16 protein-coding genes and 1 riboswitch are annotated in these 12,919 nt (G+C 65.4%); of the genes, 7 read left to right on the top strand and 9 right to left on the bottom strand.

Features of this window, described 5'->3' with window-relative positions:
* Position 1 precedes the first annotated feature (1 nt).
* Positions 2 to 256, bottom strand: coding sequence for an Rv1535 domain-containing protein (locus AAHS21_RS02230; protein WP_342926078.1), 255 nt, complete (start codon positions 254 to 256; stop codon positions 2 to 4).
* 62 nt (positions 257 to 318) lie between these two features.
* On the opposite strand from AAHS21_RS02230, the gene AAHS21_RS02235 reads away from it, so the two are divergent.
* Positions 319 to 594: a hypothetical protein gene (locus AAHS21_RS02235; RefSeq protein WP_342926543.1), complete on the top strand. Its 276-nt coding sequence runs from the start codon at positions 319 to 321 to the stop codon at positions 592 to 594.
* Here the strand turns inward: AAHS21_RS02235 and AAHS21_RS02240 are convergent.
* Complete coding sequence (locus AAHS21_RS02240; protein ID WP_342926544.1) at positions 591 to 1,256, bottom strand: PAS and ANTAR domain-containing protein; 666 nt, start codon at positions 1,254 to 1,256, stop codon at positions 591 to 593. The genes AAHS21_RS02235 and AAHS21_RS02240 overlap by 4 nt on opposite strands.
* Before the next feature lie 233 nt (positions 1,257 to 1,489).
* A riboswitch (TPP riboswitch) is annotated at positions 1,490 to 1,600 on the top strand.
* On the opposite strand from AAHS21_RS02240, the gene thiC reads away from it, so the two are divergent.
* The 3 genes from thiC to AAHS21_RS02255 all read left to right on the top strand — a co-directional run bounded on the left by thiC (position 1,593) and on the right by AAHS21_RS02255 (position 4,724).
* On the top strand, positions 1,593 to 3,230 hold the full coding sequence (thiC, locus tag AAHS21_RS02245) for a phosphomethylpyrimidine synthase ThiC (protein ID WP_342926079.1): 1,638 nt from the start codon (positions 1,593 to 1,595) through the stop codon (positions 3,228 to 3,230). Its footprint overlaps the riboswitch before it by 8 nt.
* A 37-nt stretch (positions 3,231 to 3,267) precedes the next feature.
* The gene (gene thiD, locus AAHS21_RS02250) at positions 3,268 to 4,107 is read left to right on the top strand and encodes a bifunctional hydroxymethylpyrimidine kinase/phosphomethylpyrimidine kinase (RefSeq protein ID WP_342926080.1); all 840 of its coding nucleotides are present in this window, start codon (positions 3,268 to 3,270) and stop codon (positions 4,105 to 4,107) included.
* A complete protein-coding gene (locus AAHS21_RS02255; RefSeq protein ID WP_342926081.1) occupies positions 4,104 to 4,724 on the top strand; it encodes an alpha/beta family hydrolase in 621 nt (206 codons plus the stop codon). The genes thiD and AAHS21_RS02255 overlap by 4 nt, the downstream gene beginning before the upstream one ends.
* A gap of 4 nt (positions 4,725 to 4,728) precedes the next feature.
* Here AAHS21_RS02255 and AAHS21_RS02260 read toward each other — a convergent pair whose 3' ends face one another.
* On the bottom strand, positions 4,729 to 5,007 hold the full coding sequence (locus AAHS21_RS02260; RefSeq protein ID WP_342926082.1) for a hypothetical protein: 279 nt from the start codon (positions 5,005 to 5,007) through the stop codon (positions 4,729 to 4,731).
* 41 nt (positions 5,008 to 5,048) lie between these two features.
* Here AAHS21_RS02260 and AAHS21_RS02265 point away from each other — a divergent pair, with 41 nt between their 5' ends.
* The 3 genes from AAHS21_RS02265 (at position 5,049) to AAHS21_RS02275 (ending at position 6,672) form a co-directional block, all read left to right on the top strand.
* Positions 5,049 to 5,273: a hypothetical protein gene (locus AAHS21_RS02265; RefSeq protein ID WP_342926083.1), complete on the top strand. Its 225-nt coding sequence runs from the start codon at positions 5,049 to 5,051 to the stop codon at positions 5,271 to 5,273.
* A gap of 72 nt (positions 5,274 to 5,345) precedes the next feature.
* Positions 5,346 to 5,783 carry a MarR family transcriptional regulator gene (locus tag AAHS21_RS02270; RefSeq protein WP_342926084.1) on the top strand — a complete coding sequence of 146 codons (438 nt, stop codon included), beginning with the start codon at positions 5,346 to 5,348 and terminating at the stop codon, positions 5,781 to 5,783.
* Between the two features lie 16 nt (positions 5,784 to 5,799).
* Positions 5,800 to 6,672 (top strand): LLM class F420-dependent oxidoreductase, encoded by an 873-nt coding sequence (locus tag AAHS21_RS02275; RefSeq protein ID WP_342926545.1) that lies wholly within the window; start codon positions 5,800 to 5,802, stop codon positions 6,670 to 6,672.
* A 12-nt stretch (positions 6,673 to 6,684) separates the two neighbouring features.
* On the opposite strand, the gene AAHS21_RS02280 is transcribed toward AAHS21_RS02275, so the two are convergent.
* From AAHS21_RS02280 to AAHS21_RS02305, 6 genes are all read right to left on the bottom strand, one after another.
* Entirely contained in the window at positions 6,685 to 7,191 is a 507-nt protein-coding gene (locus tag AAHS21_RS02280; protein ID WP_342926085.1) for a DUF4190 domain-containing protein, read from the bottom strand.
* 42 nt (positions 7,192 to 7,233) lie between these two features.
* Entirely contained in the window at positions 7,234 to 8,730 is a 1,497-nt protein-coding gene (locus tag AAHS21_RS02285) for a peptidase (RefSeq protein WP_342926086.1), read from the bottom strand.
* A gap of 103 nt (positions 8,731 to 8,833) precedes the next feature.
* A complete protein-coding gene (locus tag AAHS21_RS02290; RefSeq protein ID WP_342926087.1) occupies positions 8,834 to 10,303 on the bottom strand; it encodes a M28 family peptidase in 1,470 nt (489 codons plus the stop codon).
* Positions 10,300 to 11,796, bottom strand: a complete 1,497-nt coding sequence (locus AAHS21_RS02295; RefSeq protein ID WP_342926088.1) for a M28 family metallopeptidase — start codon at positions 11,794 to 11,796, stop codon at positions 10,300 to 10,302. The genes AAHS21_RS02290 and AAHS21_RS02295 overlap by 4 nt, the downstream gene beginning before the upstream one ends.
* A 59-nt stretch (positions 11,797 to 11,855) precedes the next feature.
* Positions 11,856 to 12,233, bottom strand: a complete 378-nt coding sequence (locus tag AAHS21_RS02300) for a DUF2752 domain-containing protein (RefSeq protein WP_342926546.1) — start codon at positions 12,231 to 12,233, stop codon at positions 11,856 to 11,858.
* A gap of 62 nt (positions 12,234 to 12,295) precedes the next feature.
* Complete coding sequence (locus tag AAHS21_RS02305) at positions 12,296 to 12,625, bottom strand: CD225/dispanin family protein (protein ID WP_342926089.1); 330 nt, start codon at positions 12,623 to 12,625, stop codon at positions 12,296 to 12,298.
* Positions 12,626 to 12,919: the final 294 nt, after the last annotated feature.

Raw genomic sequence — 12,919 nt, forward strand, 5'->3', positions numbered from 1 at the left:
ACTACGCCGACGCGCGTTGTGGCCGGCCGTGCGGCCGCCCGGCAGCGTGTGCTGACGGGTCGGGGCAGATCGTCGCCCGGGGTCGCGAAATCACTCGCGACGAAAAGCGCGGTGGCCTGCGATGCGTCCGATCGGTCTGGACGATCTCCACGATCCCGACGCGCCACAGCAGCGCATAGAGTTCGAGCAACGGCACGCGTAGCACCGAAGCAACAGACGAAAATATCGGATCGGCCAGGGAGTCGGTCGTCGACATAGACCGACGGTGACCAAGTCACTAGGCGAGTTGGGAAACCCTTCGTTACTGAAAGGCAAATGATGGCGGAAAAGAAAACTCGCCGTGCAACATCTCAACGCGAAGCGGTAGAAAAAATTCGCGCGGGCGAAACCTTCGTGGTGAAGCTGCCCGTGGTCGGGCGGACCGAGATTCCGCGACCCGAACAGCTGGCCTACTACGGCGGCCTCGCCGCCCTGGCCGCGCTCGAATTGATCGACTGGCCCGTCGCCCTGGTCATCGCCGCCGGACACATCCTGGCCAGCAACCACCACAACAAGCTGCTGGAAGAAATCGGCGAAGCGATGGAAGAGGTCTAGCGATCGCCTTCGGCGGGGATGCGCTCGTGGATCGTCAACAGCAGATGGTCGACCTGGCTCTGCACCACCGCTGACATCGGCGGCAGGTCGCTGACCTCCTGGATCAGTTGCCTGGCCAGCGCGCGCAGCTTGATGTTGGTTTCTTGCGAACGCCACTGCAGCACCCGAAACGCCTGGTCGGCGCTGACCCGGTAGATGGCCATCATCACGCCCTTGGCCTGCTCGATAGCCGCCCGGTTTTCGAACAGATCCGGCAGCGCCTCGTCGAGAACTTCCTGGCGGCTTTCGTGACGGGCTTGGTCGATGCCGCTCAGGTCGATGTAGTAGCCCGCCGTCCCCCGCACCGCACCCGACTCGTCATCGACGATCCGGTCCGCCACGACGATCGCGTCGTGCACCGCGCCGGATGTGTCGACAAAGCGGTGCCGACTGGAGAAGGACTCCCCGGAGTGCAACGCATGGTGGAGTAGATCGCGGACGTGCTCGCGGTCGTCGGGATGTTTGTGGGACAACATCAGTTTCGTCGTCGGCGCGACCGTCCCGGGTTCGTAGCCGTGCATCCGCGCGACCTCGTCGGACCACTCCCAGCGTTGATCGTCGAACCAGAACTTGAAGCTGCCGACGTTCAGGTAGGAAATCGCGGCGCCCCCGGTCCCCTTCATCGGCTGCTTCCGAGTCCGGGTGAATGTCGCGGCACCCGCTTGCTTGGGCTGCTGCACGTCCTTCATCATCGCACTGCGGGAAATTCACGGAAGAGCAATCCGCTGATTGGAACCCGTTTTCCTTCGTTGACGGGGTCGGTATTTTCGCAATCTGGACCGCTTGAGCGCTGCCGTGCGGCGCGGATGGCCCGGGGTGGGGGTAACGTCGCGTGCGGGCGTTAGCCACCGAACAAGTAAACAACCGCGGGAGCGCACGCCGAGTGTGCTGAGAGGACGGCTTGGGGCCGTCGACCGTACGAACCTGACCGGATAATGCCGGCGTAGGGAGATGAAAATATGACCGTAACCGTCGAACCGTCCGTGACCACCGGGCCGATCTGGGGCAGCACGAAGGTGTATCGGGAGCTCGAGGGAGTTCCCGGCGCCCGGGTGCCGTTGCGCCGGGTGAACCTCTCCAACGGCGAGCACTTCGATCTGTACGACACCTCCGGGCCCTACACCGATCCGGACGCCACGATCGATCTGAGTGCCGGGCTACCGCCGCGACCCGGCGTGGTCCGCGACCGCGGCACCCAACTGCAGCGGGCCCGCGCCGGTGAGATCACCGCCGAGATGGCGTTCATCGCCGCGCGCGAGGGCATGCCCGCCGAGCTGGTGCGCGACGAGGTCGCCCGCGGACGCGCGGTCATCCCGGCCAACCACAACCATCCCGAGATCGAGCCGATGATCATCGGCAAGACATTCGCGACCAAGGTCAACGCGAACATCGGCAACTCGGCCGTGACGTCATCGATCGCCGAAGAGGTCGACAAGATGGTGTGGGCGACCCGCTGGGGTGCCGACACCATCATGGACCTGTCCACCGGCAAGAACATCCACGAGACGCGCGAGTGGATCTTGCGCAACTCGCCGGTTCCGGTGGGCACCGTGCCGATCTACCAGGCGCTGGAAAAGACCAACGGCGACCCGACCGAGCTGACCTGGGAGCTCTACCGCGACACCGTGATCGAGCAGTGCGAGCAAGGCGTCGACTACATGACGGTGCACGCCGGCGTGCTGCTGCGCTATGTGCCGCTGACCGCCAAGCGGGTCACCGGCATCGTGTCCCGCGGCGGGTCGATCATGGCGGCCTGGTGCCTGGCTCACCACCGAGAGTCGTTCCTGTACACCAACTTCGAAGAACTCTGCGACATCTTCGCCCAATACGACGTCACCTTCTCCCTGGGCGACGGGCTGCGGCCGGGATCCATCGCCGACGCCAATGACGCCGCGCAGTTCGCCGAGCTGCGCACCCTGGGCGAGCTGACGAAGATCGCGAAAGCCCATGGCGTGCAGGTGATGATCGAGGGCCCCGGGCATGTCCCGATGCACAAGATCGTCGAGAACGTGCGGCTCGAAGAGGAGCTGTGCGAGGAGGCCCCGTTCTACACGCTGGGCCCGCTGGCCACCGACATCGCGCCGGCCTACGACCACATCACCTCGGCGATCGGCGCGGCGATCATCGCCCAGGCCGGCACGGCGATGCTTTGCTACGTCACGCCGAAGGAGCACCTCGGGCTGCCGGACCGCAAGGACGTCAAGGACGGTGTGATCGCCTACAAGATCGCGGCCCACGCGGGCGATCTCGCCAAGGGGCATCCGCACGCGCAGGATCGAGACAATGCGTTGAGCCAGGCGCGTTTCGAGTTCCGGTGGAACGACCAGTTCGCGCTGTCGCTGGATCCCGACACCGCGCGGGAGTACCACGACGAGACGCTGCCCGCCGCACCCGCCAAGGCCGCGCACTTCTGCTCGATGTGCGGGCCGAAGTTCTGCTCGATGCGCATCACCCAGGATGTCCGCGACTACGCCGCCAAGCACGGCCTGGAGACCGAAGAGGACATCGAAGCCATGCTCGCGAACGGCATGGCCGAGAAGTCACGCGAGTTCGCCGAGCACGGCAACCGGGTGTATCTGCCGATCACGCAGCCGTGAGGCGGATGCGCAGGCCGGGTCGCGGCGCTCCGGCACAGTGAACTACCTGCCCCTGGCGCCGCCGGGTGCGACGCCGCGCCGCGTGCTGTCCATCGCCGGATCGGACTCCGGCGGTGGTGCGGGCATCCAAGCCGACATGCGCACCTTTGCGTTGCTGGGCGTGCACGCCTGCATCGCGGTTACCGCGGTGACGGTGCAGAACACGTTGGGAGTCAAGAGCTTTCACCAGGTTCCCGAAGACGTGGTCGCCGGTCAGGTCGAAGCGGTAGTCAGCGACATCGGTATTCAGGCCGCCAAGACCGGGATGCTGGCATCACCGCGCATCATCGACACCGTGGCCGCCACCTGGCACCGGCTCGGATTGACGGTGCCCCTGGTTGTCGACCCGGTGGCGGCGTCCATGCACGGCGATGCGCTGATGGCGCCCGCGGCCCTGGATTCGCTTCGCACGCAACTGTTTCCGTTAGCCACGCTGGTGACGCCGAATCTCGACGAGGTGCGGCTGCTGGTCGGACTCGACGTGGTGGACGCCGAGTCGCAGCGCGCGGCGGCCAAGGCACTGTACGCGCTGGGCCCGCAGTGGGTGCTGGTCAAGGGCGGCCACCTACGCTCGTCGCAACGCAGCTGCGACCTGCTCTACGGTGGCCCTTCCGGAGGCGCGGATTTCTACGAGTTCGATACCGAGCGCATCGCGACCGGCAACGACCACGGTGGCGGTGACACGCTGGCCGCCGCGATCGCCTGCGCGCTGGCCCACGGGTTGACCGTTCCCGAGGCCGTCGCATTCGCAAAGCGCTGGGTCACCGAATGCCTGCGTGCCGCCTACCCGCTGGGCCAGGGCCACGGCCCGGTCTCGCCACTGTTCCGGCTGTCGTGAATCTCGACCAGATCGCGGGTATCGCGCACCAACCCGACGGCGTCGCGCACGGTGTCGTGGTGCTCACGCACGGTGCCGGCGGCAACCGCGAATCGGAGCTGCTGCAACGGATTTGCGACGAATGGGCGCGGCGCGGCTGGCTGGCTGTTCGGTACAACCTGCCCTACCGGCGACGCCGTCCCAAGGGGCCGCCGTCCGGCTCGGCGGCCACCGACCGCGCCGGAATCGGCGAGGCAATCGCCTTGTGCCGCACCCTTGCCGACGGACCGCTGATCGCGGGCGGACATTCCTACGGCGGCCGGCAGACGTCGATGGTCCTCGCCGAGGCAGACCCGCTCCAGGTGGCGGTGTTGACGTTGTTTTCCTATCCGGTCCATCCACCAGGAAAGCCGGAACGACTCCGCACCGAACACCTGCCCGCTATTCGGGTGCCCACCGTGTTCACCCACGGCACGTCGGATCCCTTCGGCACGCCGGCCGAGGTGCGCGATGCCGCGGCGTTGATACCCGCGACGACCGAGGTCGTCGAAATCGCCGGCGCGCGACACGATTTGCGCTCGAAGACGCTCGACGTACCCGCGCTCGCGGTCGATGCGGCGCTGCGCCTGTTGGGCTGAGGGGTTACTGCCCCGGCAGGGTGCAGGTGGTGGGAAGCAGCAAGATCGCGGGCCACAGCGCGGCGGCTTCGCCGAACGCGACCAGGTCCGGACTGATCGGGGTCACTTTCCCCCATTCGGCTTGCAGTTCGCGCACCCGGTCGGGGTGGATGGTGGCCCAGAAGAAGCCGATCAGCAGGTAGGGCAGGGCGAGCCACAGGCCCAACTCGATGAGCGCCTGGACCGAGACCCGACGCGCGAGCCCGCTGCGAATGCGGGCCATCCCTGCCGCCAACGCTGCCATATGCGCAACGATAAGCCAGGTACCCGGAAGGAGTCGGTCGATTGATCGCCAAGCTGCGGCAGTTGTTGAACTACGAGATGACGGTGGCCGAGTGGATCGCACTCGCGGTGCTGCTGGGCATTCCTTACTCGATCGTCGGGCTGATCTGGTCATCGACGCACACCAACCATCTTCGCGGCATGCAGGGCGCCGACCTGGTGGTGTCGTTTCTCGGCTCGATCGCGTCCAGGCCGGTGTTGCTGTTCTCCAACGTCTGCTTGACCTGACCCGCTTCCGCGATAGCACTATTTAGACAGTTGAAACTGGACAGTTTGGACTGTCTAGTTTACGGTGGTGGCATGGATGGCATCGGCGAGTCCGCTGCAACCGCCGCGCGGGACATTCGCGTGGTGTTCACCCGGTTACGACGTCGACTGCGAGATGTCGAGGTCCGCAACGATCTGACCCCGTCACAGACAGCGGTGCTCACCCGGCTCTGGAAGGAAGGCGCGTCATCGGCCAGCGTGTTGGCCGGTGCCGAGCGGGTACGTCCTCAGTCGATGGCAACCATCCTGGCCGCCCTGGGCCAGCGCGGATTCATCGAGCGCACACCCGACCCCGAAGATGGTCGGCGTCAAGTGGTCTCGTTGACCAAGGCGGGCCGTCAGCGCGCCGAAAGCGATCGCCAAGTGCGGGAGGAGTGGCTGGCACGCGAGTTGCAGGACCGTTACTCCGAAGCCGAACGCCGCATCATCGTCGATGCGCTGGCACTGCTTGAACGATTGACCGAATCCTGAAAGGGCATTAGTGGCAATGGAAATAGGTGTGCACTTTATCGATTTTCTACCCGGCGACCCCACGGAGCTGGGTCCGACATTGACCAACGCGGCCAAGGCCGCCGAGCAAGCGGGCGCGACCATGTTCACCTTGGCCGATCATTTCCTTCAGATGGAGAACACCGGGCGCCCGGCCGAGGACCCATTCCTCGAGGGCTACACATCGCTGGGTTTCCTTGCCGGACAGACCAGCACGATCGACCTCACCCTGTTGGTCACCGGAGTCACCTATCGCCACCCGGGCGTGCTGGCCAAGACGGTCACCACCTTGGACGTGCTGTCGCAGGGCCGCTCGATGCTGGGACTGGGCGCGGCGTGGTACGACCGCGAACACGCAGCCCTGGGCATTCCCTATCCGCCACTGAGCCAACGCTTCGAGATGCTCGAGGAGACGCTGCAGATCTGTCGACAGATGTGGAGCGACGACAACGGGCCTTACGCCGGCAAGCACTATCAGCTGGCCGAGACAATCTGTGAGCCGCAACCGATTCGACGCCCGCCGATCCTGATCGGTGGCGACGGCGAGAAGAAGACGCTGCGAATGGTCGCGCAGTACGCCGACATCTGGAACAGCACGGTTCAAGAGGCCGACGTGTTGCGGCGCAAGGTCGACGTGCTCAACCGGCACTGCGACACCGTGGGCCGGGACGCCGGCGACATCCGCAAAACCGTTGGCGTTCTTGCCGACCCGTTCGGTGACGTCGACGCTTACCTGAAGAACGTGCAGCGGTACGCCGAGCTGGGATTCACCATGATCAACATCGGCCCGCTGCCGGGAAATCCCGATCCGGTCGGCTACATCCGACGCTTCGGCGACGAGCTGGTTCCGCGACTCGCCGAAATCGGTTGAGCACCAGTCTGTTTAGGCAGCCAGACCCGGGACGGCCGACAAGTCGACGTTGTCGATGTAAACGGTGGCGGGAGCGCCTGAATATCTGTCGTGATACCGATCCCGCTCCACTGTCCCGGTGATCGCGCTGAGGATCCCGATGACAATACCGACCACGATCAGGACCGCGCCGATCGCGATTCCGGCAATGGCCAACCCCCGGCCACCTTCACCGGTCTGCTTGATCTTGCCCAGGGCGATGATGCCGAAGATGATGCCGAGAATCGGCCCGATGCCGCAGAGCCAGCCCAACAACGAGCAGACCAGCGAGGCGATGGCCATGCCGTTGGTGCCGGCTGCTGCGGGTGGGTAACCGCCTCCGGGCGGGGGCGGATAACCCGGCGCCGGCGGCGGTGGCGGGTAACTTCCTCCCGGTGGCGGATAGCTCGGCCCCGGCGGAGGCGGCGAATAACCCTGCCCCGGCGGCGGATACCCGGATTCGCCTGGTGGGGGCGGATAGCTAGGCGGTTCTTCCGTCACGACGCCTCCTGAGGTCAAGTGGTTGCATACTCTACGCCTTGGTTAGCCGGGGTACCGCGTGTAGCAGGCGTCCATGTCACCGGCCACGCCGCCGCGGAACGCCGCTATGCGGGTGAAGCCGGCCGGCACACTGGTCCCGTCCGCATCGCTGGCGACCATGTGATTGGTGAGCAAGCCGGCGACGGCCTCGTCGAGGTCACCCGCAGTCAGCAGCAGCTCCTTATGGGAGGGGGTGTCGATCGGCTCGGCCATCTTGCGGTGCACCACACCGGTCAGGCACGCGGTCCGCAACGCGGTCCACGGGCTCTGCATCGGTAGACCGCGTTCGTGTTGTACCGCAAGCGCGTATCTCGACATGACGATCGACAATGCGGTGTCATCACCTTGCGGAAGGGTGTGTTCCTTCTCGTCGGAGACCTTGGCCATCGCTGCCAGGCCGGCCAGGTCGACCATGATGGTGTTGGTGGCCGGGCAGTAGGACGCGGGCGGACTGGGTTTGGCATCCGGGCAAGCGCTCGTGTGGAAGGACAAGGTCGGCGCGCTCTTCGGCGAGAACACCTTTCCCAACAAGTCCATCAGTGTCGACAGCGTGTCTTCGTTGATCGGGACCTCGCCGGTCTCGGGGTCTCCGTTGGGATCGGTCTGCAAACCCTTGGGCAAGTCTCCGCGGCGTTGTGCGATTTCCTGCTGGTTGATTCCCGCGCACGCCGACGCGCCGCTGATGAAGCCCATCTGGAAGGCGCCGACCCGATCCAGCGCCGACCCGTGCTCGTCGTCGTTCTCGGTCTCGGCATCCATCACCGGGTCACGGGTGACGATGATCCCGGCCAGCACGTGGTCCAGGCCGTCGGCGGTGCTCAGCGTGAAACGCGGCGACTTGCCGGCGGCCACCCAATACAGATAGACCCCCGCGAAGCAGTCGGCCTGTTGCTCACGCACGATGGTCGGGTCGCGCTTGGTCACCAGCTTCGCCATCTGCTGCAAGGCGTGGCCGAACTCGTGCGCCAGCACGCCGGTGACCGACATGTCGCCGAAATACTTTTGCGCGACTGGCATGAACACCGCGCGGTCCCAGGCGATCAGGTTGCATCGGGACGTGAAAAAGGCGTTGACGAGCTTGTACGTTTCGTTGTGGCAAACGATCGGACTGCTCGGATCGTTGGAGTCGTAGGAGACCAGTTTCGCGACGGGCAGGAACGTGCCCTGCAACGACTGGCTGTACGCCGATTTCCAGTAGTCCTCGATGTCGGTAACCGACAGCAACGACAGCTTGTCGATCAGTCCGTTGTCGGTGTTGATCACCGTGCCGCTCGGTGGCGCCGGGTTCTCGCGGATTCCGCTGTGGCCGTCGGTGGCGAGCAGATCGCTTACCCGGAACGGGTCGTTGAGCATCGACAGGGGCCGCCCGTCGAGGACTGTCGTACACCCCGCTACCACGAACACCGTCGCTGCACAGGCAATTGCCGCCCTCAGCGAACCGCTGATGACGCCCCTGCGACTGCCCTGCAGCCGAAGTCGACCTTGCCCGCGGTTCATCATGCCCAACCTCATCCCGACCGGCTGCACGGCAGCATCAAAGGGTTCTCATTCTAGGTCCGCTGGTTGAACAGCGTAGCGAAAACCAGCGTCCCAGCAAACGCCACTAGGGCAACCGGGTCCGATGCCGTTTGTCGTGGAGCGGGACGCCGTTGACACCGGAAATGGACATGGCGTAGCTGCCTGCCGCGTATGCCACGCCAGAACCCATGACGGCCAATGCTTCCCGGTTGATGTTGTCGATCGTGTCCCGGGGGCTTTGAAAATTGGGGTCGTATCCGACTCCGGCCCTGCCGCCCCACAGTCGTGCTTGCACAGGGGATTTCAGCTGCGATGCGCCGGTGCTCATGCCGCCGATCGGCACCCCCGCGATCATGAAGGGGTGGTAGTCGGTCCGGGGGCCCAACGGCATGTCGGCGGGCCGCTTCCCGGCCAGATTGAGATAGCCGGACAGGGTGCGCTCGATACCGGCCGACCCCTCGGGCACGTCAGCGGAGGCGATCCCCTGTCCGGGCGGGCCGGACTGATCGCCGTCGTCGGTGAAGAAGCCGGCGTTGGGCGAACCGAGCAGATTGAAGTCCAGGTACATCGCGATGTCGTTGAGCTGCTCGTCGTCCAGGCCGAACACGTAATCCATGACGCCGTTGAGCCCGTCCTCGTCGGCGCCCCAGAACACGAACCGCACCGCGTTGTTCACCGGCGCCAACGGGCCCAGCTGCAGGGCGGTTTCCAGCACCGCGGCCACCCCGGACCCGTTGTCGTTGATGCCCGCACCGCTACGCGGACCGTCGAGGTGAGCGCCAACCATGATCACGTCGTTCGTCGAGCCGGTTTTGGTCTGCGCCAGCACATTTCGCGATGTGATCTTGATGTTCTCGACGTCCAGCACCAGCCGCACCGGTGCGGTGGCGTGCGACAGCGCGCTGCCGCCATAGCTACTCACGACGGCGACCGGCATGGTCAGCTGCTTGTAGTAGCCCGTGGTGAACAACGTGGGCGGGGCTGCTTCCCCGGTGGCCGTGCTGACCACGATTACTGCCGCGGCCCCCTTTGCCCTCGCACTGTTCTGCTTGTCGACCACCGAGCAGCGCGCATCGTCGACGACGGCGATGGCGCCCGCCGGCAGCGTGGCCGGGTAATCACCCGCCGCGCAGCCCGACGGTTGCGTGGGTTTCACCGGTTGGCCGCTCAGACCGCCCGGCGGTGTCCGGACCAGCAGCGAGGCCTGGTCCACCGAATAGCTGTTGGCGGCGATCGTCAGCGACGGCTTACCCGCTGACACTGCGTACAGCCGATCGAACTGCGGTGTGGCCACCTCAAACCCCCTGCCGCGCAACGCTTTCGCGACATATTCGACGCTGGCGTCGTAGCCCGGTGTCCCCTCTGCCCGGTTCCCCTTATTGGCGTTGGCGATGTCCTGCAGCGCCCGCAGGTGCACGAACATCCCGTCGGCAGTGACCTTTCCGGCCAGCACCCGGCCGAGGTCCGGCGCGGCCGCCGGCGGTCCCGGCCGCGGCGACGAGCACCCTGCCACCAGCCCGATCAGCACCAATACCGAGCACAGGGGGCGGATCATCGTTTTGCGAGCACGTGGCGGGTGCGGTCGGCGATGGCCGGGACCCCGTTGTGTCCGGTGAGGTCCTGCGCGTACAGAGCGATCGCGTACGCCACGCCGGCGCCGTTGATACCCAGCGAGGTGCGGTCGATGTGGTCGAGCGTGTCAGTGCTCTTGTGATAGTTCGGATCGAACGGCTCATCTGCCGTTCCGCCCCACAATTTGACTTGGTCGGCGGACTTATTTGCCTCCGCACCGGAGAACAAGCCGCCCGACGGGATACCGGCCTGGGTGAAGCCGTCGTAGTCGGAGCGTCCGTCGAACTGCGTATCCTGCGCGGTCTTGCCGGCCCCCTTCAGGTAGGCGACCAGCGTGCGCTCGATGCCTGCCGAACCTTCTGGTACCACCGGTTGGCCGCGGGTGTCGGCCGGCAGGGATTGGTCACCGTCATAGGTGAAGTAACCGGGGTTCGGCGAGGCGAGCATGTCGAAATTCAGGTACAGGGCAATGTTTTTGAGGTCGTCGAAATTCAGTGATTCGACGTAGTTGTGCGATCCGATCAGTCCGAGTTCCTCGGCACCCCAGAACGCGAAGCGCACCGCATTGTGCACCTGGGGCGAATTCCCAAGTTGCACCGCGGTTTCCAATATTGCGGCGACGCCAGAGCCGTTGTCGTTGATGCCCGGTCCCGCCAGCACACTGTCCAAGTGTGCGCCCGCCATCACCACGTCGGTGGGCGAGCCCGTCTTGGTCTGCGCGATGATGTTGCGCGCCTTAAAATTCTGACTGCTGGCGTCCAGCTTGATCGTGACCGGCCCGGGCTGGGCGCGCAGCTGCAAACCGGTGGACTTGGTGACACCGACCGCCGGAATCTTCACGACGGTGTTCGCCCCGAGCGTGCCGCCCATCTGTTCCTCGTCGACATTGTCGGCGACGATCAACGCCACCGCGCCGCGCTGCGCGGCGGCGTCCTCCTTCTGCGCGAACGGGCAGGTGCCGCGGTCAACCAGGACCACCGCGCCCCGCACCGCGAGATTGTCGTAGTCCGAGGCCGCACAGGCCTGGCCGTTGCCGGTCGACACCGCCAGCAACGGGCCGCTCACCCCGTCGGGTCCGGTGCCGAGGCTGAACTCGAGCGCGTGTGCCTCGACGTCCTTACCGCCTACCGTCACCGTGGGCTTATCGGAATGAAAAACCCGCGCCGAAAATTCGGGGGTCTGCACGTCGAAACCACTGTGGCGCAAGGTGTTCACCACATAGTCAACGCTGGCGTCGTAGCCGGGTGTGCCCACCGCCCGGGTGCCGTTATTCGCGTTGGCGATGTCTTGGAGCTTGGTCAGGTGCGCCATCATCGCGTCGGCCGTGACCTCGTTGTGCACCGTATTGGCGAACTCCGCCGCGGCGGGATTGCTCACCTGCTGGGAGTTCGCCGCCCGGTGCGAGCAACCGGTCATCATCACGGCGAGGACGACCGCGGCGAGCGTCGCCGCCAGCGTTCGGGATTTGTTCACCATTGCGCCCAAGGTTAGACGCCCGTTGCGCCTCGGCGCATTCGGCGCACCGCGGCGTGCGGTCAGACGTATAGCCCGCTGAAGGGGGCGAACGGAATGTTGCGCACCACAAACCAAACCAATACCAACGACAGCGTCATCATGGCCGCCCAGCGGTGGTGTTGCCAGCTCCTGATCCGCCGGCCCGTCACCCGCCCGTAGGTCCAGACCAGGTAGGCCCACACCAACAGCACGACCGCCGCCAAGCCCAGCGCGTTGAACCTGGCGGCGGCCATCACGTTGCCGTGCAAGAGCGAATAGATCATCCGCAGGCTGCCGCACCCGGGACAGTCGATACCCAGCAGAGCCTTGGTGGGACACACCGGCAGCGGGCCACCCGGGGTGGTCGGATCGCCCACCCAGGTGGCCGCGCACACCAACGTCGTCGACGCGGCGACCATGAGCGGGGCGCCGAGACCGAGCGTGAGCGGCCGCTGGAGGGTCACCGTAAGTGCAACCCCTTTTACAGCATTGCGGCCATGGCCGCGGGGGTTGAGGTGTCGGTGGTCATGGCGATGATCGCCAGCACGATGCCGTACAGGACGGCGCTAACGACCGCGGCGATGACCGACCACTTCACCCACTTCTTGGCGGCGTCCGCTGCGGCTTGCGCCTCGGCGTACTGACCTTGGGCCCACAACCCACTCACCTGAGTGGATTTGACGATGGCCACGATGCCGAACGGCAGACAGCAGAACAGTGTCGCCAAGATGGACCACACCAGATAGTTATCCGGTGCTTGCCCGGCGGGCTGCTGCGGCGGGTAACCCGGGGGCGGCGGTTGTGCAGTCATGAATTCTCCAGTCGCGAGAAGTTAGCTGGCGTAAAGCGTGCTTACCATACATGAGCGGAGTCGCGAGGGCACTATGTACGCGGAAATCAGTTCGTTCACACCCCCGACATCGTTGCCGCCGCAGCGCCTCTCCCGATGGTCGGGTTGGCTCGGTTCCCGGCGTATCGACGAAATGCGTTGTGTGGGCCGTCTTCCCGTTGCCGTCCCGGAATTTCGCAGGTCAGGACCCAATAATGCGCCGAAAGACAAAGGCGGCACGGAATGTATTGCACAGCCCCGACATAGCCCTACGAT

The organism is Mycobacterium sp. 050272 (assembly GCF_039023525.1).
In the GTDB taxonomy this organism is placed as follows: Bacteria; Actinomycetota; Actinomycetes; order Mycobacteriales; family Mycobacteriaceae; genus Mycobacterium.

Excerpts from the sequence above, each read along its gene's own strand:
- AAHS21_RS02275 (WP_342926545.1), top strand. The coding sequence starts at position 5,800 with ATGGAAATAGGTGTGCACTTTATCGATTTTCTACCCGGCGACCCCACG.
- AAHS21_RS02285 (WP_342926086.1), bottom strand. The coding sequence starts at position 8,730 with ATGATGAACCGCGGGCAAGGTCGACTTCGGCTGCAGGGCAGTCGCAGG.
- AAHS21_RS02230 (WP_342926078.1), bottom strand. The coding sequence starts at position 256 with ATGTCGACGACCGACTCCCTGGCCGATCCGATATTTTCGTCTGTTGCT.
- AAHS21_RS02260 (WP_342926082.1), bottom strand. The coding sequence starts at position 5,007 with ATGGCAGCGTTGGCGGCAGGGATGGCCCGCATTCGCAGCGGGCTCGCG.
- AAHS21_RS02235 (WP_342926543.1), top strand. The coding sequence starts at position 319 with ATGGCGGAAAAGAAAACTCGCCGTGCAACATCTCAACGCGAAGCGGTA.
- AAHS21_RS02270 (WP_342926084.1), top strand. The coding sequence starts at position 5,346 with ATGGATGGCATCGGCGAGTCCGCTGCAACCGCCGCGCGGGACATTCGC.
- AAHS21_RS02290 (WP_342926087.1), bottom strand. The coding sequence starts at position 10,303 with ATGATCCGCCCCCTGTGCTCGGTATTGGTGCTGATCGGGCTGGTGGCA.
- AAHS21_RS02300 (WP_342926546.1), bottom strand. The coding sequence starts at position 12,233 with ATGGTCGCCGCGTCGACGACGTTGGTGTGCGCGGCCACCTGGGTGGGC.
- AAHS21_RS02305 (WP_342926089.1), bottom strand. The coding sequence starts at position 12,625 with ATGACTGCACAACCGCCGCCCCCGGGTTACCCGCCGCAGCAGCCCGCC.
- AAHS21_RS02295 (WP_342926088.1), bottom strand. The coding sequence starts at position 11,796 with ATGGTGAACAAATCCCGAACGCTGGCGGCGACGCTCGCCGCGGTCGTC.
- thiC (WP_342926079.1), top strand. The coding sequence starts at position 1,593 with ATGACCGTAACCGTCGAACCGTCCGTGACCACCGGGCCGATCTGGGGC.
- AAHS21_RS02240 (WP_342926544.1), bottom strand. The coding sequence starts at position 1,256 with ATGAAGGGGACCGGGGGCGCCGCGATTTCCTACCTGAACGTCGGCAGC.